16 protein-coding genes and 1 pseudogene are annotated in these 18,066 nt (G+C 65.6%); 9 read left to right on the top strand and 8 right to left on the bottom strand.

Going from position 1 to position 18,066, the window contains the following annotated elements:
• Positions 1-90 precede the first annotated feature (90 nt).
• The 4 genes from A9X01_RS25090 to A9X01_RS25075 all read left to right on the top strand — a co-directional run bounded on the left by A9X01_RS25090 (position 91) and on the right by A9X01_RS25075 (position 5,129).
• Positions 91-1,125, top strand: a complete 1,035-nt coding sequence (locus tag A9X01_RS25090) for a hotdog fold thioesterase (protein ID WP_065123305.1) — start codon at positions 91-93, stop codon at positions 1,123-1,125.
• Positions 1,126-1,224: 99 nt separating this feature from the next.
• A complete protein-coding gene (locus A9X01_RS25085) occupies positions 1,225-2,430 on the top strand; it encodes an amidohydrolase family protein (protein WP_065123304.1) in 1,206 nt (401 codons plus the stop codon).
• Between the two features lie 176 nt (positions 2,431-2,606).
• Entirely contained in the window at positions 2,607-3,029 is a 423-nt protein-coding gene (locus A9X01_RS25080; RefSeq protein WP_065123303.1) for an anti-sigma factor antagonist, read from the top strand.
• 138 nt (positions 3,030-3,167) lie between these two features.
• Entirely contained in the window at positions 3,168-5,129 is a 1,962-nt protein-coding gene (locus A9X01_RS25075) for a SpoIIE family protein phosphatase (RefSeq protein ID WP_065123302.1), read from the top strand.
• Positions 5,130-5,135: 6 nt separating this feature from the next.
• On the opposite strand, the gene A9X01_RS25070 is transcribed toward A9X01_RS25075, so the two are convergent.
• Positions 5,136-6,368, bottom strand: coding sequence for an acyl-CoA dehydrogenase family protein (locus A9X01_RS25070; protein WP_065123301.1), 1,233 nt, complete (start codon positions 6,366-6,368; stop codon positions 5,136-5,138).
• Positions 6,365-7,492: an acyl-CoA dehydrogenase family protein gene (locus A9X01_RS25065; protein WP_081282625.1), complete on the bottom strand. Its 1,128-nt coding sequence runs from the start codon at positions 7,490-7,492 to the stop codon at positions 6,365-6,367. The genes A9X01_RS25070 and A9X01_RS25065 overlap by 4 nt, the downstream gene beginning before the upstream one ends.
• Positions 7,493-7,669: 177 nt before the next feature.
• Between A9X01_RS25065 and A9X01_RS25060 the strand changes: the two genes are divergently transcribed.
• A complete protein-coding gene (locus tag A9X01_RS25060; RefSeq protein ID WP_065123299.1) occupies positions 7,670-8,542 on the top strand; it encodes an Rv1363c family protein in 873 nt (290 codons plus the stop codon).
• A gap of 167 nt (positions 8,543-8,709) precedes the next feature.
• Positions 8,710-9,303, top strand: a complete 594-nt coding sequence (locus tag A9X01_RS25055) for a hypothetical protein (protein ID WP_253849388.1) — start codon at positions 8,710-8,712, stop codon at positions 9,301-9,303.
• A gap of 16 nt (positions 9,304-9,319) precedes the next feature.
• On the opposite strand, the gene A9X01_RS25050 is transcribed toward A9X01_RS25055, so the two are convergent.
• Genes A9X01_RS25050 through A9X01_RS25035 form a run of 4 tightly spaced genes read right to left on the bottom strand, consistent with a single transcriptional unit; the run spans position 9,320 to position 12,877 of the window.
• Positions 9,320-10,279, bottom strand: a complete 960-nt coding sequence (locus A9X01_RS25050; protein WP_065123298.1) for an alpha/beta hydrolase — start codon at positions 10,277-10,279, stop codon at positions 9,320-9,322.
• A 23-nt stretch (positions 10,280-10,302) separates the two neighbouring features.
• Positions 10,303-11,457, bottom strand: a complete 1,155-nt coding sequence (locus tag A9X01_RS25045; protein WP_065123297.1) for an amidohydrolase family protein — start codon at positions 11,455-11,457, stop codon at positions 10,303-10,305.
• Entirely contained in the window at positions 11,454-12,524 is a 1,071-nt protein-coding gene (locus A9X01_RS25040) for an amidohydrolase family protein (protein WP_253849386.1), read from the bottom strand. Before A9X01_RS25040 ends, A9X01_RS25045 begins: the two co-directional genes overlap by 4 nt.
• Complete coding sequence (locus A9X01_RS25035; protein ID WP_065123296.1) at positions 12,521-12,877, bottom strand: Rieske (2Fe-2S) protein; 357 nt, start codon at positions 12,875-12,877, stop codon at positions 12,521-12,523. The genes A9X01_RS25040 and A9X01_RS25035 overlap by 4 nt, the downstream gene beginning before the upstream one ends.
• 128 nt (positions 12,878-13,005) lie before the next feature.
• Here A9X01_RS25035 and A9X01_RS25030 point away from each other — a divergent pair, with 128 nt between their 5' ends.
• Positions 13,006-14,241 carry a cytochrome P450 gene (locus A9X01_RS25030; protein WP_065123295.1) on the top strand — a complete coding sequence of 412 codons (1,236 nt, stop codon included), beginning with the start codon at positions 13,006-13,008 and terminating at the stop codon, positions 14,239-14,241.
• On the top strand, positions 14,238-15,395 hold the full coding sequence (locus A9X01_RS25025; protein WP_065123294.1) for a Zn-dependent alcohol dehydrogenase: 1,158 nt from the start codon (positions 14,238-14,240) through the stop codon (positions 15,393-15,395). Before A9X01_RS25030 ends, A9X01_RS25025 begins: the two co-directional genes overlap by 4 nt.
• Here A9X01_RS25025 and A9X01_RS25020 read toward each other — a convergent pair.
• Positions 15,392-16,174 (bottom strand): SDR family NAD(P)-dependent oxidoreductase, encoded by a 783-nt coding sequence (locus A9X01_RS25020; protein WP_065123293.1) that lies wholly within the window; start codon positions 16,172-16,174, stop codon positions 15,392-15,394. The genes A9X01_RS25025 and A9X01_RS25020 overlap by 4 nt on opposite strands.
• Before the next feature lie 142 nt (positions 16,175-16,316).
• Positions 16,317-16,778 carry a carboxymuconolactone decarboxylase family protein gene (locus tag A9X01_RS25015; protein WP_065038073.1) on the bottom strand — a complete coding sequence of 154 codons (462 nt, stop codon included), beginning with the start codon at positions 16,776-16,778 and terminating at the stop codon, positions 16,317-16,319.
• Positions 16,779-16,826: 48 nt separating this feature from the next.
• Here A9X01_RS25015 and pdxR point away from each other — a divergent pair.
• Positions 16,827-17,997: pseudogene (gene pdxR, locus A9X01_RS25010) on the top strand (MocR-like pyridoxine biosynthesis transcription factor PdxR); the annotation flags it as partial.
• Positions 17,998-18,066: the final 69 nt, after the last annotated feature.

The following is an 18,066-nucleotide window of genomic DNA, read 5'->3' as shown; positions in this document are numbered from 1 at the left end:
ACCATCGGCCCGGGCCGCACGGTAACCTCGTTCTCAGAGTTCACAGGGATCTCGAAGCTCTTGTGCACCGCACCGAAGAGGAGACCGTGTATGGCCGGCCCCAGCGAGCAGGCTGACGTCACCCGCGCCGACCGTTTCATCAAGACCGCAGTGGAGATCCTCGGCGAAACCGGCCGGACCGACTTCACCGTGCAGGAAGTGGTGGCCCGCTCCAAGACCTCACTGCGTGCCTTCTACCAACACTTCAGCAGCAAGGATGAACTGCTGCTGGCGTTGTTCGAGCGAACGATGGTGCAGGCGGCGCAGACCTGGCGCGCCGAGACGGCCGGACTCGACAGCACGGCGGCGCTGAAACTGGTCCTCGACCGGATCAGCGCTCAGCCCGAGTCGACCACGCAGGACAGCCTCAACCGGGCGCTGAGCCTCTACAACCAGCACCTGGCCGAGACCCGGCCGCGCGAGTACGCGCGAGTCCTCTCTCCCCTGCACCAGTTGTTGCGGGACATCGTCGGCCAGGGCATCACCGAAGGGGTCTTCAATCCCGGCCTGGACGTCGGCGCCGCCGCCGCGATCGTCATGCAGACCATGGTCGGTGCGCTGCGGTTGCATTGGCTGGGCACCGAATTGAACGGGACACCGATCGACGCCGGACAGCTCTACGACTTCTGCACCCGCGCCCTCGGCATCCGCGACACCGACGATGAAACACCCGAGCCGTCGCTCGCCGAACTGTTTGCCCAGATCGGCATGCGCCCGGCCAGCTTCCACGGCGCAGAGTTCGCCATGACCATGCCGGTCAGCCCCCAGGTGGTCAACACTTCCGGTGCACTGCAGGGCGGGTTGATCGCGACGCTCGCCGACGTCGCCGGCGGCCAGCTCGGGCTGGAGTACCTGCAGCCCGGCACCGCCATGACGACCGCGGACCTGTCCATCCGCTACCTACGGCCGATCCGGCAGGGTTCGGCGTTGGCGGTGCCCAAGGTGCTGCGCGCCGGCCGCCGGTCGCTGGTGATGCAGATCGACATCTTCGGCGACAGCGACAGCGAACTGGCGGCCACCGCGACGGTGAACTTTGCGATCGTCGGTCGCCCCGCCGATGAACCCGAAAGCCCGCCCGCCGACTAGGCACCGAATGCGTCCGGCGAACAGGCCTTGCCCCGCTCTTTACGAATGGTGGTAACGTCATTACCACCTTCAGAGATCCAGCCTCACAGGAGAATCGCCATGCCCTCTCGCGAGCTTTCCTTCCCGGTGTTCGACGCCGACAATCACATGTACGAGCCTCAGGAAGCGCTGACCAAGTTCCTCCCCGACCACCGCAAGCACGTCATCGACTACGTACAGGTGCGCGGCCGCACCAAGATCGTGGTGCGCGGCCACATCAGCGACTACATCCCCAATCCCACCTTCGAGGTGGTGGCCCGCCCGGGCGCCCAGGAGGACTACTTCCGCAACGGTTCGCAAGGCAAGAGCTACCGCGAGATCCTCGGTGAGCCGATGAAGGCCATCCCCGCGTTTCGCGAACCGGGAGCACGCCTCGAGGTGATGGACGAGCTCGGCATCGACTACGCGCTGATGTTCCCGACGCTGGCCAGCCTGGTGGAAGAGCGCATGAAGGACGACCCGGAGATGACGCACGACGTCATCCACGCGCTGAACCAGTGGATGTATGAGCAGTGGTCGTTCAACTACCAAGAGCGGATCTTCGCGACGCCGGTGATCACCCTGCCGATCGTCGACCGGGCGCTCGAGGAATTGGAGTGGTGCCTTCAGCGCGGTGCCCGCACCGTGCTGGTGCGCCCCGCACCGGTGCCCGGTTACCGCGGCAGCCGCTCCTTCGGCTTCGAGGAGTTCGATCCGTTCTGGCAGGCCTGCGTGCGCGCCGAGATTCCGGTTTCAATGCACGCCTCGGACAGCGGTTACTCCGAGCTGCTCAACATCTGGGAACCCGGCGACGAGTTTCTGCCGTTCAAGCCGACCGCCTTCCGCAGCCTGGCCCTGGGTCACCGGCCGGTCGAGGACGCCTTCGGCGCGTTGATCTGTCACGGCGCGCTGACGCGCAACCCCGATCTTCGGATCCTGTCGATCGAGAACGGTGCCGATTGGGTGCCGCATCTGTTCAAGGGCCTCAAGGGCGTCTACAAGAAGATGCCGCAGGCGTTCGCCGAGGACCCGATCGAGACGTTCAAGCGTTGCGTCTACATCAGCCCGTTCTGGGAGGACCGCTTCACCGAGATCGTCAAGATGGTCGGCACCGACCGGGTGGTCTTCGGTTCCGACTGGCCGCACCCGGAGGGCCTGAAGGACCCGATCACATTCGTCGACGAACTCAAGGACTTCGATCAGGAAGACGTCGAAAAGATCATGGGCGGCAACCTGATGAAATTGATGAAGGTCACCAAGCCCGCGAAAAAGCCGGTTTCCGCATAGGCGCAAGCACCGGAGCGCTCGGCCCGAACCCGGATCGATCGGGTTCGGGCCGATCTTTTCGATTCGCCCCAAATCGGTGCTTGGCGTCTGCTATACAAAGCGCATCACATTGTCTTAAGGCGCATACGGGGCATCCGGTGGGGGGTTATCCGGCGCCATCAAGGTGGGGGTGCACGATGAACTTGGGGTCAGCCAACTTTTCCAGGACCGTTTCGCTGAGCAGTGACTTGTCCTCTCAGTTGGACGGACCGAGCAGCACGTTGCGCGCGACCACGGTTCGCAGCGCCTCGGCGGTGGTCGTCCGCGCCGGCGGCGAGGTCGATGCGTCCAACGAGCACACTTGGCAGGGTCTGGTCACCGAGGCGGCGACCGCGGCCAGCCAGGCCGGCCTGCTCGTCGTCGACGTGAACGATCTGGATTTCATGGGCTGCTGTGCGTTCACCGTGCTGGCCGACGAAGCGGAGCGCTGCCGCGAACGCGGCATAACGCTGCGCATGGTGAGTCAGAACCCCGGCGTCGCGCGCATTGTCGATGCGTGCGCGTTCGGCAATGTGTTGTCCGTCCACCCCACCACGGAATCCGCACTGACCACCGCCTGAGACGGCCTGAGACGGCCTGACGAATTTCGTGCGTGGCACACGTCCCGCGCATTGATAACCTGTTTAGCGTCGCTTGACGTTGTCGTCAGCGCGCCAAAAACCTGGGTATTGATGCGGTCCGTGGGAGGTACGGCCAACATGGCGGCCGAAGAGGACTGGGACAAAACGGTGGGCGCGGCTGAGGACGTGCGGCGCATCTTCGAGAACATCCCGGCGATGGTGGTCGGCCTGGAAGGGCCAGAGCACCGATTCATTGCGGTCAATGCCGCGTTTCGCGAGTTGAGTCCGCTGCTGGTCAGCGTGGGTAAGACCGTCAAAGAGATGTATCCCGAGCTGGAGAGTCAACAGATCCTCGAGATGTTTGATCGGGTGTATCAAACCGGGGAGTCACAGTCGGGATCCGAGTGGCGGCTGCAGGTCGACTTGCAGGGTTCCGGCCTCGAGGAGCGGTTCTTCGACTTCCTGGTGACGGCGCGCCATGGAGACGACGGGTCCATCGAGGGCGTACAGCTGGTCTTCGACGACGTCACCACTCGGGTTCAGGCGCGCCTGGCCGCCGAGGCGCGGGTCGAGGAACTCTCGGAGCGCTACCGGAACATGCGCGATTCGGCGACCGTCATGCAGCAGGCGCTGTTGGCCGCGTCGGTTCCGGTGGTCCCGGACGCCGACATCGCCGCCGAATACGTCGTCGCTGCCGAAGACACCGCCGCCGGCGGCGACTGGTTCGACGCTCTGGCGCTCGGTGACCGCCTGGTACTGATCGTCGGGGATGTCGTCGGTCACGGTGTCGAGGCCGCCGCGGTGATGTCGCAGCTGCGCACCGCGTTGCGGATGCAGATCACCGCCGGGCACTCGATCGTCGAGGCACTCGAGGCCCTGGACCGGTTCCACGATCAGGTCCCGGGCTCGAAGTCGGCGACCCTTTGCGTCGGATCCCTGGATTTTGCGACGGGTGAGTTGCAGTACTGCACCGCCGGGCACCCGCCCCCGCTGGTGGTGTCGGCCAGTGCGGAGTCGCGGTATCTGACACCGTCCGGCGCCGGCCCGCTAGGCAGTGGCGTGGGCTTTCCGCTGCGCGCCGAGCCGCTGGGCATCGGCGACACGGTGCTGTTCTACAGCGATGGTTTGATCGAGCGCCCGGGCCGGCCGCTGGGAGCCAGCACCGCGGAATTCGCCGACTTGGCCGCCAGCATCGCGGCGGGCACCGGGGGCTTCGTCATCGACACACCGACCCGGCCTGTCGACCGGCTCTGTTCGGAAACGCTCGAATTGCTGCTGCGCTCCACCGGATACAACGACGACGTGACACTGCTGGCGGCGCAGCGCCGGGCGCCGATGCCGCCGCTGCACATCACCGCGGACGCGACCATTCACGCCGCTCGTCACATCCGGTCTCGGTTGCGAAAGTGGTTGTCCGACATCGGAGCTGAAGACACCGACATCTCCGACATCGTGCATGCCATGTCGGAATTCGTGGAGAACGCCGTGGAACACGGCTACAGCGGAGAGGTCACCGGCGGGGTGGTGGTCGAGGCGACCTTGAGCGGTGACGGCAAGCTGCGGGCGTCGGTCGTCGATCGAGGGCAGTGGAAAGACCACCGCGAGGGTGCACGGGGCCGCGGGCGCGGCCTGGCAATGGCCGAGGCCCTGGTGACGGAATCGCACGTCAGCCACGGCCCGGACGGCACCACCGCCTCGCTGACGCACCGGCTCACGCGCCCGGCCAATTTCATCAGCGATCCGGTCATCAGTCGCGTCACCATTCGGCGTGAACTCGACGACGAATTCGTCTCGCTGGTCGAAAGTGGCCGCATCATCGTGCGCGGCGAGGTCGATTCACACACCGCATCCACCCTTGATCGCCAGATTGCGGTGGAAAGTCGTTCGGGCATAGCGTCTTTGACCATCGACCTGAGCGCGGTGACGCATCTGGGCTCGGCGGGCGTGAGCGCCCTGGCCGCCGCGCGCGACCGCGCCCGCAAGCAGGGCGGCGACTGCGTGCTGGTGGCGCCACCGGGCAGCCCAGCCCACCACGTTTTGTCGCTGGTCCAGATACCGGTCATCGGCGGCGATTCCGGGGACGTCCTCGTCGCCGATTGAGCGCGCTCAGCGCGTTCGGCCGTGCCGCACCTGATTGAACGGCACCCCGCGGTCGGCGGCGTACTCGCGCGGGAAGTTCAGCACCCGTTCGCCGATGACATTGCGCGCCATCTCCGTGGTGCCGCCACCGATCGCGACCGACTGCCGGGACAGAAAACGGAAGCCGGTCTGTAGCCCCTCGCCGACTTCCCCCACCACACCGGCCGCACCGGCGATCGCGAGTGCCGTATCGACCTCCACCATCGTGGTCTCGGCGTGGAACAGCCTGATCAGCGTCCCAGCGGCCGGAGGCAGCGAACCATCCCGCACGCTGCGCGACACGTGGTTGATCAGTTGCTCGGCAACCGCGCGGTGCACCAGCGCCCGGCCGCCCATCTCCTGCGCGCGCTCGCTGTCAGCCTGGCCGGTCCTGGCCAGCAGATCCGCATAGTCCACCGGTGTGGTGTGACCACCCTCGCTGCCCGACCCACTGGCGAACTCCGAGCCTTGACCGACGGCGCGGCGTTCGTGGTACAGCTGTCGAGACGCCACCGCCCAGCCGTTGTTCACCTCGCCCACCACCGCGTCGTCACCGACATCCACGCCGTCGAGGAACTCCTCGCAGAACTCCGCGCCACCGTTCACCTGAGTGATGCGCCGCAACGTGATTCCCGGGTGGCGGATGGGAACCAGAAACATCGTCAGGCCGTCGTGCTTGGGCACATCCCAGTCGGTGCGGGCCAGGCACAACCCGTAGTCCGCGGCGAAAGCGCTTGTGCTCCATGTCTTGGCCCCGTTGATCACCCACCGATCACCCTTGCGTTCGGCGCGTGTGATGACACCGGCCAGGTCCGAACCACCACTGGGTTCGGACAACAGTTGGACCAGAATCTCGTCGCCCCGCAGCGCCGCGGCGATGTGTTGCTTCTTCTGCTCCTCACTCCCGGTGTCCAGCAGTGTGGCGCAACAGATGGTGAAAGTGGGGACATTGAGGATCAGCGGCATCTCGTAGCCGACCGACTCCACGTTGAACGCCCGTTGGTATTCGTAATCCAGTCCCAGGCCGCCGTATTCGCGCGGGAAGCAGATGCCGGCGAACCCGCCCGAGTAGAGCCGCTTCTGTAATTCCCGTGCCCGCTGCCAGGACTGCTCGGCATCCCGCGGCATGGCCGGCGGCGACTCGGGGTCGATACTCGGCATGTTGTCGGCCAGCCAGGCCCGCGCGCGGGCGGCGAATTCGGCGACGGACTCGGCTGTCATTTTGCTGCCGCCTGGTACACCCGGATGTTGTGCTCCTCGGGTGTGCCGAACATGGAGCGGTACAAGGTAATTCGGCGCAAGTACAAATGCAGGTCGTGCTCCCAGGTGACGCCGATGCCACCGTGCATCTGCACACAACGTTGCACGATTTGGCCGGCCAGCTCGCCAACGTAGGACTTGGCGATGCTGGCCGACAGACCCGCTTCGGGCGCGCGGGCGGACACGTCGGCCACCGCTGCGGCGGTCGTCGCCCGGCAGGCTTCCAGCCACATCTTCATATCGGCGAACCCGTGCTTGAGTGCCTGATATGACGCCAGCGGCCGGCCGAAACTGTGCCGGTCCAGGGCCCACTGCACGGTGAAGTCGAAGACGGTCTGCAGGATGCCGACCGCCTCGGCGCACTGCAGCACCTGAGCAACCTGACTTTGCCGATCGATGAGCGCGGGTGTCTCCTCGACACCACCCACGGCCGCGGAGCCGTCGACCACCACCCCGTCGAATTCGACCCACGCGTACTGCTTGACCAGATCGATCGACGACTGGGGTGTGATGCTCACTCCTGGGCTGTCCGCGGGCACCAGGAACTGGCGGACCCCCGCGGCCGACCGTGCGACCACCAGCAGCATCGAGCTCTGAGCTCCGGCTTCGACCCGGTCTTTGACCCCGTCGATGCGGTAGCCCGACCCGGACTCGACGGCGGTGACGGCCGGCTCGAGGGGCGCCCAGCCCCGGCTCGGTTCTGACACCGCCCACGAGGCGACGTCGTCCCCGGACATCAGCGCCTCGATCAGTTCCCCGTGACCGTCCCGCCCGGCACAATCCACCAGACCCGCCAGGACGGTGCTGACGGGGTACAGGGGGCCGGGGGCGACGGTTTTGCCGAGCAGCTCGGCCACCGCGGCCAAGTCCGCAAACCCGTCGCCCGAGGCGCTTCCGCCGCCCAGTTCCTCGGGCACCAACAGGGCGGTCCAGCCGAGTTCGGTCGCGCGCCGCCACCACGCGGGTTCGAAGGAGACGCCCGCGGCGTGCAGGTCGCGGACGTGCCGCAGCGACGCTTCTTTTGCCAGAAACGCTTGGGTAGTGGAGGTAAAGAGTATCTTTTCGGGAGAGTCGACAGCGGTCATGATGCCGGCCGGACTTCGCTCGACCATCTTTCGCTGTCGCGAAGGAAGTCGGGTAGAAGAATTGGGTGGCTGATCATCGCCAGATCGGTCCTCATCGGAGTTCGCGGAAGACTCTGATGTTAGCAATGGGTAATACCGTAAGAGATACCGGAGTTCACTCGATAATGACGAGCGGCAATGGCTGAGACAGACGACGACGCGGTCACGTCCAAAGCTGAAGCGCTGGCGCTGGCTCTGGAGGCAGAGGCGCAGGCCGCCGAGGCCGAGGCGCTGGCTGCTGCCGCGCGCGCCAAAGCTCGCGCCGCCCGGCTTCGCCGTGAAGCGCTCGCCGTGAGCAGCGGCGACACGGAGTACGACGAATACGCCGACGACTATGACGACGAGGAAGACGAGGACTACGACGACTCGGAGTACTACGAGGACGCCGAGGACGCCGAGTATTACGAGGACGCCGAGGACTACGACGACGCGGCGAACTACGACGAGTCGGCAAACTACAACGAGTCCGCAGCGGTAGTCGAGGGTCCTGTGTCCCGGCGGCGGCGAATGCGCGATTCGTTCGGCGTGCCGAAGTTGTCGACGATCGCAAAACTGGCCGCCGTCCTTGTCATCTGCGGCTTCATCGGGACCAGTGGTTACTTTGTGTGGCAGCACCACCAGGCCAACGAGCGTGAGGAAAAATCCGCGGCCTTCATCGCAGGTGCCAAAAAGGGCGTGGTGAACATGACCTCGCTCGACTACAAGAAGGCCAAGGACGACGTCCAGCGCGTCATCGACAGTTCCACCGGCGAGTTCCGGGACGACTTCCAGCAGCGCGCCGCCGATTTCACCAAGGTGGTCGAACAGTCCAAGGTGGTCACCGAGGGCACCGTGAACGCCGCGGCCGTCGAGTCCATGGACGGGCGTTCCGCACTGGTCCTGGTCTCGGCGACCTCGCGGGTCACCAATTCCACCGGCGCCAAGGAGGAACCGCGGACCTGGCGGCTGCGGGTGACCGTGACTGAAGAGGACGGGCAATACAAGATGTCGAAAGTGGAGTTCGTACCGTGAGCGACAACGTGCGCGGTGAACTCGAAAAGGACGACCTGGACCACGAACTGGACGAGCAGGACAAGACCGCGGTTATCGACACGGCGGGCGGGCACCCCGAGGACGAGGTCCAGGACGACCCCTTCGTCGACGGTGAGCCCGCCGACGAAGAGCCGGCTGCCGAACTCATGGACGACCCGGACGACCCGGACGACGCGACCGCGGTGGTTGCCGCTCCCCCGGCCGACGCCGAAGTTCCACGGCGCAACTGGCGGCGCGACTTCTGGCACCGCCAGATCACGATCAAGCCCATCCCGACGATCCTCACCCTGCTCATATTGATCACCGGCGGCGTGACGATCTGGCTGTATTTCAAGTACCACGAGCCGGATCAGGCAACCAGCCCCGGAGTTGCCCGCGCGGCGGTCAATGCGGCATCGGACGGCACCGTTGCGGTGCTGTCCTATTCGGCAGACAGTCTGGACAAGGATTTCGCCAACGCCCGCTCGCACCTCTCCGGCGATTTCTTGTCCTATTACGACCAGTTCACCCAGCAGATCGTTGCCCCGGCCGCCAAACAGAAGTCGCTGAAGACCACCGCGCACGTGATGCGGGCCGCGGTGCAGGAACTACACCCCGATTCCGCGGTCGTGCTGGTCTTCGTCGATCAGAGCACCACCACCAAGGACAACCCGGACCCCTCCATGTCTGCCAGCAGCGTGCTGGTGAATCTGGCGCTGGTCGACGGCAAGTGGCTGATCACCAAGTTCACTCCCATCTAGCCGTCCGACATGTCCGCTAGGCGGTGAACACCCGCCGCAGCGACTGCGCGTGCAGCGCCCGGTTCTCTTGCGAGACAATCCATTCCGGCACCGCGGAGTCGAAGCCGTGGAATGTCGCTGCCACCACGTGCAATTCGGTGTGCACGAAGGCGTGCAACAGCCGATTCGCGTAGTCGATGGCTTCGTCGCGGCACGGATCGATCTCCGAACAGCTGATGTAGGTGGGCGGCAGGCCTTCCAGATTGGCGCGGTGCGCCGGGACGTGGTGGCCGCTGGCCGTGGTGTGCCCGAGGTAGTGACCCCAGGCCCGGCTCACGGCCGGGCCGTTGAGGCCGGGCGTGCGCTGGAATTCGCGGCGCGACGGGGTGGCGTCGGCGTCCAGCATCGGCTGATGCAGAATCTGCATCAGGATCTGGGGACCTTCGGTGTCGAACATCCGCTGCGCCAGGCACGCCACCAGGGCGGCGCCGGCATCGCGGCCCATCACCGCGACGCGGTCGGTATCCGCCTGTAGTTCGGCGCTGTTGGCGATGACATCGCGCAGCGCCGCCTCGACGTCGTCCAGCGCGGCAGGACATGAATGCTCGGGCGCGAGTCGATAGTCCACCGACACCACCAGGCAGTTCGCGTCGCGGGCCAGGTCGACGCAGTGCGCGTGGTCGGTGTCCAGGTTCCCGGTGACGAAGCCGCCGCCGTGCGCATACAGCACCACCGGCGCCGCGGATTCGGTGCGGCCGCGATACAGCCGCAGGTCGAGCCGGTCGCCGTCGGGGCCGGTGATGGACCGCGATTCGACGACGACCCCGTCGGTGTCGGCTCCGGCGGCGCGCGCGGCGGCCACGCGGTCGGCGTGCTCACGCTCGGCGGTCAGGGTTTCGGCACGGAACTCGACGACGCCCAACTCCTCGGCAGCGGCACGCAGCGACGGGTCGAGACGTCCCAGGCCCTGCGGTCGCGTGAGATTCGTTTGTGTCATGCCCATTAAATTAGACGGTCGGTCTACTCCCCGGGCAGCGCCCGCACGGTCGACGGCAAACCATAGAGTTCGATCGCGTTGCCGCGCATGATTCGCTCCCGCTGGTCGCGGGGGAACCGGTTGATCGCATACTCCGGGGCGTCGTAACTCCAGTGCGGGTAGTCGGTCGAGAACATCAGGTTGTCGCCGAGGTCCATCATCTCCAGATACTCGCGGAACCGGACCGTGTCGGCGTCCTCGAGTGGCTGCGTGGTGAACCGAACGTGCTCGCGCACATATTCCGACGGCGGCCGCCGCACGTGCGGCAGGTCGCCGCCACGCGCCGCCCAAATCCGGTCCATCCGGGACATCACCGGCATCGCCCAGGTGAAGCCGCCCTCGATGAACACCACCCGCAGTTCCGGATGGCGGTCGAAGGCCCCGTCGAACACCAGGCTCATCAGATGGGATACGTACAACAGCGGCCAGGACGCGAAGAAGTCGTGCCAGTGCGCGGGATTGCCCACCGGGTAGAGCGGGATCAGCTCAAAGGGCGTCTGCCCCATCAGATGTGTGGCCACCGGCAGTCCGTTGCGCGCCGCCGCCTCGTAGAGCGGATCGAAATGCGGGCTCCCGAACGGGATTCCGCGCGTCTGCGGAGTGATGAGTACCTGGGACATGTAGGGGTGACCCGCCCATCGCTCGATCTCATGGGCGGCCTGCTCGGGCGTCTGCGCGCTGACGCTGATCGAACCGCGCCAGCGGCCGTGCGCGTTGTGCTTGTCCAGCCAGACGTCGGCGAGCCAGTCGTTGTACGTCGACTTCAACACATGCTCGGCCTGCGGCAGCTGCGCGTCACACATCGGCTCCAGCGAGGCGATGCTGACCCCGGCCTCGATGAGCAATTGCTGGGCAGCGAAATCCGGATCACTGCCCGCCACAACGCCGTTGGGTGGATGGGCGTCCATTCGCAACGACATCGTCTTGTACGAGTCGGGGGTGTCGTAGAAGTGTGGCACCGGGCTGACCGCATTGCCGGTCGGCCAGATCTTGTCCACCCATTCCGCCGGCGCGTAGGACTTGAGCACCTCGGCGGAGACGGGCAGCGGATGCACATCGGTGTCGACGACCGTGACCGCGATTTCCCTTGGGTCATCCGGCCTTCCCTGCCGCGGGTCGAGCCGTTCCATGACCGTCATGGCACACTTCCTTCGCTCACCGTCAACCCATAGAGCTCGCTGGCATTGCGCCACAACACCTTTGCCCGCTGCTCGCTGTCCATGCCATCCACTGTGTCCGCCGCGGACGTAGTCGACCAGTGTGGGTAGCTCGAGCCGTACATCACCAGATCGGCTTTGCCGGAGAAGTCGAACCATCCGGGAACGTCTCCGGTATCGACGGGCCCGTCGAAAGCCGAAGAACAGAACCGGACGTGGCCGGGCAGATACTCGCTGGGATAGCGATCCACCCACGGGGTCTGATCGCGCATCGACAGCCAGAACGTGTCCAGCCGCCACATCAGCGGGGTCAGGATGTCGTATCCGCCATCGGCGAACACGAATTTCAGTCCCGGATGCCGGCCGAAGACACCTTCGACGATCAGGGTGGCCAGGTGCACGAAGTAGTTCAGCGGCATGAACGCCGCGTAGCCCGGGTAGGTGTGCGCATGTCCGGCGAACGTGGGCGGATGATCCACGCCGTTGCCGCCGTTGATATGCACCGCAACCGGCAGCCCGTGCGCGGCCGCGGCCTCCCAAATGGGCTCGAACACCGGCTTGCCGAACGGCTCACGAGACTGCATCGGCACCCCGACCTGGACGAGCTTGGGATGACCAGCGAGACGCTCGATCTCGGCGACCGCGCCCTTGGGATCCTCCGGATTCACCCGGATGGTGCCCAGGAACCGGTCGCTGGTGTCCGGTTCCAGCCACCGGTCCAGCAGCCAGTCGTTGACCGCGGCGCAGATCCGGCTGTTGAGCAGGTAGTCGGCGATGTTGCCGCGGGTCAGCGGGTTCAGGATCGCGTATCTCGCGCCGTTCTCTTCGAACAGGTGCCGGCTGACGGTCTCGGGGTCCGATCCTGGGTAAACCTCGCCGTACAGGTCGGCGCGATAGTCCCCGCCGGGCGCCTGATACCACTGTTGTTCGACGTCGGGGATGGACCGCAGCTGGTGGGCGGCGGGGAGGTAGCGCCGGATTTCTGCGTTGTACCGAAAGTGCGGTTGCACATTCGTATCTATGAAGGTGTCCATCAACGATTGCTTCATGCGGTCACATACACCTCGCCGTCGGCGACGTCGACCCGGTAGGTGCGCACGCGCCGACTCGGATCGGCCACGTTCTGCCCCGTGGTGATGTCGAATTCCCAGTTGTGCCAGGGGCATCGGACGATCTGACCGTCCCGCACGCGGCGCAGCCCGTCCGGTTCAGCCGGTGCGAATTCGTTGGTGCCGCCCACTGGACCCAGACACAGCGGGGCGCCCTCGTGTGAGCAGTAGTTCACGATGGCGTAGAGCGAACCACGCACGTTGTAGACGCCCACTCCGAATTTTCCGGCGTCGACCAGTTTCATCGTGCCCGGCGGCAATTCATCGAGCGAACACACGAACCGGCGGAGCATCCCCGATCACCGCCTCTCGCCCGCGCGTTGGCTCCCTAGTGGCTAGGTTGCTATTTATATTATGATAGCGACATTCACTTTCCGACCCGCCCGTGCGGGCGAAATCGGTTGCTCAGGGAGGAGCGCGTATGACGCTCAGCACCGACCATCAGGATCTCGAGGGCGAACCCATCGAGCTTGACTACACCGGCGAGACCAGTCCGTATCCGTTCTTCAAGCAGATGCGGCGCATCGACCCCGTGTGGCATGGCTCGTTCATGGATGCCGAGCTGATGCCGGAGGAATTGCGACCGAGCGACGAATGGGTGCTGTTCAACTACGACGCGGTGTTCCAAGGCTTCCGGGACGACCGCATCTTCACCTCCGCCAACTACGACAACACCATCGGACTGGTGATGGGCCACACCATCCTGGCGATGGGCGGCAAGGAGCACCACGATCACCGCAGCCTGGTGGCCAAGGCATTCCGGGCCACCGCGCTGGAACGCTGGGAGCCCTCGGTGATCGGACCGGTCTGCGACCAGTTGATCGACGAGATCAAGAACGAGGGTCACGCCGACTTGGTGAAGGCGCTGACGTTCGAGTTCCCCACCCGCATCATCTCCGAGCTGCTCGGACTGCCCCGGGAAGACCTCGACCTGTTCCGTCGGCTGTCGTTGGACCTGATCTCGATACCGACCGACATCATGGCCGGCCTGACCGCCGCCACAGAGCTCCACGGGTATTTCCTTGACCAGGTGGAACAACGCCGCCGCAAGCCCACCGACGACATCATCGGCGACTTGTGTACCGCCGAGATCGACGGCGAGAGACTCACCGACGAGGCCATCATCGCCTTTTTGCGTCTGCTGTTGCCCGCCGGGCTGGAAACCACCTACCGGTCTTCGGGCAATTTGTTGTATCTGCTGTTGACGCATCCCGAGCAGCTGGAGATGGTGCGCCGCGACCGGTCGTTGATACCGGCTGCGATCGAGGAGGGCCTGCGCGTAGAGACTCCGCTGACCATGGTCATGCGGACCACGACGACAGAACTCGAGATGGGCGGCAAAACGATTCCGGCTGGAGCGCAGGTCGATATGTGCATGGGGTCGGCCAACCGCGACGAAACCCGTTGGGCCGACGCGGACCGATTCGACATTCTGCGGCCGCGGCAGGCGCATATCGCCTTCGCCGGCGGCATCCACATGTGCCTGGGCATGCATCTGGCGAGGATGGAGACGCGGGTCATGCTGAACAGCCTGCTGGATCGGCTCGACGATCTGGCGTTCGCTCCCGACGACGGTACCGGCACGGAGTCCAAGATCGTCGGGCTGATCTTCCGCTCCCCCAACAAGCTTCCCGTCACGTTCCGCCCGGCAGCATGAAAAGCCGGGCGGCGATCCTGCACGGTATCGGCGGACCGTGGTCGGTCGAAGATTTCGAACTGGATCCGCCGCGCGCCGGCGAAGTTCTCGTCGAGATGGCCGCCGCCGGGCTGTGCCACTCCGACGATCACATTCTCAAGGGCGACATGTCGGCACCCAACGAGGTGATGCAGGCGCTCGGTCTGCCCAGCATGTTCCCGATGATCGGTGGACACGAGGGCTCCGGGCTGGTCCGCGAAATAGGGCCCGGCGTCACCGATTTCGTGCCCGGTGATCACGTGGTGATGTCGTTCGTCGCGGTATGCGGACAGTGCCGCTGGTGCGCATCGGGCATGGAATATCTGTGCGACACCGGCATGGGCACCATGGTCCCGGGTATGCCCACCGACGGGACCTTCCGGCATCACACCTCCGCCGGCAAGCCGCTCGGCCATCTGGCGAAGGTCGGCGCTTTCGCCAGACACACTGTGGCGTCGGTCAATTCGCTGATCAAGATCGAACGGGACATACCCCTGGTGCCCGCCGCGTTGCTGTCCTGCGCGATCCCGACCGGTTACGGTTCGGCGGCCAACCGGGCGAACGTGCGCGGCGGCGACACCGTCGTCGTCATCGGCGCCGGGGGAATCGGCACCGGCGCCATTCAGGGCGCCCGGATCAACGGGGCCGCACAGATCATTGCCGTGGATCCGGTTGAGTTCAAACAAAAGTCGGCGCTGGGCTTCGGCGCGACCCACAGTGTCGCGTCGACGGCGGAAGCCCTGGATCTGGTCCGTGGCCTCACCTACGGCGTGATGGCGGACTCGGTGGTGGTTTCGCCGTCGCTGATCACCGCGGATGACGTGCGCGACGCCGTGCAGCTGACCCGAAAGGGCGGGACGTGCGTGCTGACCGGCATGACGTCACAGCTGACGCATTCGGTCAACGTCAACCTGCAGGACTTCATCCTGTCGAACAAGACTTTGGCGGGCACCATCTTCGGCTCGTGCAACGGCAAGGCCGACATTGCGCGGCTGGCGCGGCTCTACCAGACCGGCCAGCTCCAACTGGACGAGATGATCACCCGGCGTTACCGCCTGGACGAGATCAACGATGCCTACGCCGACCTGCTCAACGGCGAAATCATCAGGGGCATCATCGATTACAGTATCGACTAGCCCTGTTGGGCCTGCTGCTTCTGTTTGTGGATCTCTTGCAGCTTCTTCAGCCTCATCAACTTTTCGACCTGGCCGTAGGCGTCGATCGGGCTGTGCAGTGAGAGTCCCCCGTCGGCGTGCAGCACCTGGCCCGTCACCCAGGACATGTCGAGGACACCGACGATGGCCTCCGCCACGTCGCCAGGCTCACCGAGGCGCCGCAGTGCGGTGCGCTTGGACATGCCCTCGACCCAGGCGGGCCAGCGTTCGGCGTCGGGCAGCATCGGTGTGCGGGTGACGCCGGGTCCGACCGCGTTGACCCGGATGCCGTGCACCCCCCATTCCACGGCGGCCACCTTGACCAGCATGTCCAGGCCGGCCTTCGACACGCAGTAGGCGCCCATGTCCCGGTCCGCCAGGGTGCCGCTGATGCTCGAGACCACCACGATGGAGCCTTCCAGCTCGGCGTCGATCATGGCCTGGGCGGCCGCGCGGATCGTGAACCAGGTTCCGGTCAAATTGACCGCCAAGACCTTTTCCCAGTCCGCGGGTTCGATCTTCAAGAGCAGACCGGAGGATCCGATGCCGGCGCTGGTGACGACCCGGGTGGGCACCCCGTGCTCCCGGACGGTCTGTTCCATCGCCGCCGACACGGCGTCGAAATTGCTGACATCGCAATTAATATCGCCGCCGGAGAGGTCCCACACCACCACGTCGTGGCCGGCGTCGCGCAGCAGTTTGGCGGTTTCGCGCCCGATGCCGGATCCCCCTCCGGTCACCAGCGCGGTCTCCGGACTCATGCCGCGGATCCGATCGGCTCGTCCGGGACCCCGTCGGCGAGGCCCATTAGCGACCGTTCCCGATCTGCGGTACAGATCGCGGTATAGCTCGCAGCGTGATGAACACCTAGCACGAATTCCCCTTCCGGTACTGGGTCCAGTATTACCGCCTCGGCGGGGACAGCCGGGTAGCGACCCCAATGCGGTTCCACGCGTTGATGGCGATTGCCATCGCAATCACCTGGCCGAGTTCGCGGTCAGAGAACACGTTGGCCGCACGGCTGTACACCTCGTCGGACACGTGGCCGCGACCGGTCAGCTCGGTGATCGCTTCGGTCAGCGCCAGCGCCGCCTGTTCCCGGTCGGTGTAGAGGTCGCCGACTTCCTCCCAAGCGGGCAGCAGTGTCAACTTCTGTTCATTCATGCCGAGCTTGCGTGCGTCGTGGGTGTGCATGTCGATGCAGTAAGCGCAATGGTTCATCTGGGAGGCGCGGATCTTGATCAGCTCAGCCAGTTCCGGGTCGATGTCCTTGGCGACCGCATTCTGCAGGGCCAGCATCGCTTCGTAGAGCTCGGGCGATACCCGGTACAGCTTGATGCGGTTGTGTTCCAGTGTGTTCGTCATATTTCGATGCTAGGGCGGAAATACCCACGTTTATGGTGCAATTAGTGGGTGACTTCATGGGCCAATTCCGGCAGTCGCGATTTGCACCTGGACCTCAGTTCGGTGGTCCGACCTGGCGCGCGCGGCGTCCGCGAGCTGCTGACCACCGCGTTGCGCGACGCCGTTCGATCCGGGGCTGGCCGTGGGTACGACATTGCCTCCCGCGCGCAGCCTGGCCGCCGACGTGGGTCTGGCGCGCAACACCGTGGCCGAGGCGTATGCGGCTTTGGTCGCGGAGGGCTGGCTGGCATCGCGGCAGGGCTCGGGTACCTGGGTGGTCAACGGCGGCAACCGATCTCCGACGGTGCAACCGCGCGGCACGGCGGGCACGCCCAGACACAACCTCCTTCCGGGTTCACCGGACGTATCCGCCTTCCCTCGCAGTCAGTGGCTGGCCTCGGTGCGGCGCGCACTGACCTCCGCCCCGAATGCCGCACTGCGCCTGGGTGATCCGCGCGGGCGGCCCGAGCTGCGCGAGGCACTCGCCGAATACCTGGGACGCACACGCGGGGTGCGCGCCTCGCCGGAGTCGATCATGGTCTGTGCCGGCACCCGGCACAGCGTCGAATTGCTGGCCAAGACATTCGGCGCGGCGCGACCGATCGCCGTCGAAGTCGACGCATTGTTCGTGTTCCGCGAGGCGATCGCGTCCGTAGGTGCCGCTACCGTGCCGATCGGACTCGACGAGTTGGGCGCCCGTGTCGATGACCTCGCGAGACTCGACACACCCGCAGCGCTGGTCACCGCCGCACACCAGTATCCCCATGGCGTGCCGCTGGACCCGGCACGGCGCACCGCGATCATCGGGTGGGCCAGGCGGACGGGTGGTTACGTCATCGAAGACGACTACGACGGCGAGTTCCGCTACGACCGGCAGCCCATTGGCGCACTGCAGGGTCTTGACCCCGACCATGTGGTGTACCTCGGTTCGGTCAGCAAGACACTCTCGCCGGCTTTGCGACTGGGCTGGATGGTGTTGCCCGCTGATCTGCTCGACGCCGTCATTGCCACGGCGGGCGGTGAGCAGTTCTACGTCAACTCAATCGACCAGTTGGCGATGGCCGATTTCATCGTCACCGGCCAGTACGACCGCCACATTCGTCGTATGCGTGCCAGCTACCGGCGCCGGCGCGAGATTCTGGTCGCCGCGCTGTCCGGATTCGACGTCGGCATCAGCGGCACGGCGCAGCACCGTCTGTTCGGCCCCGGCGGGCAGGGTCAGCAGTAGGTGCAATCCGGCGGGCACGCC

The organism is Mycobacterium asiaticum (genome assembly GCF_001668675.1).
GTDB lineage: Bacteria > Actinomycetota > Actinomycetes > Mycobacteriales > Mycobacteriaceae > Mycobacterium > Mycobacterium asiaticum_D.
This window is presented reverse-complemented; position numbering and strand designations above follow the sequence as displayed.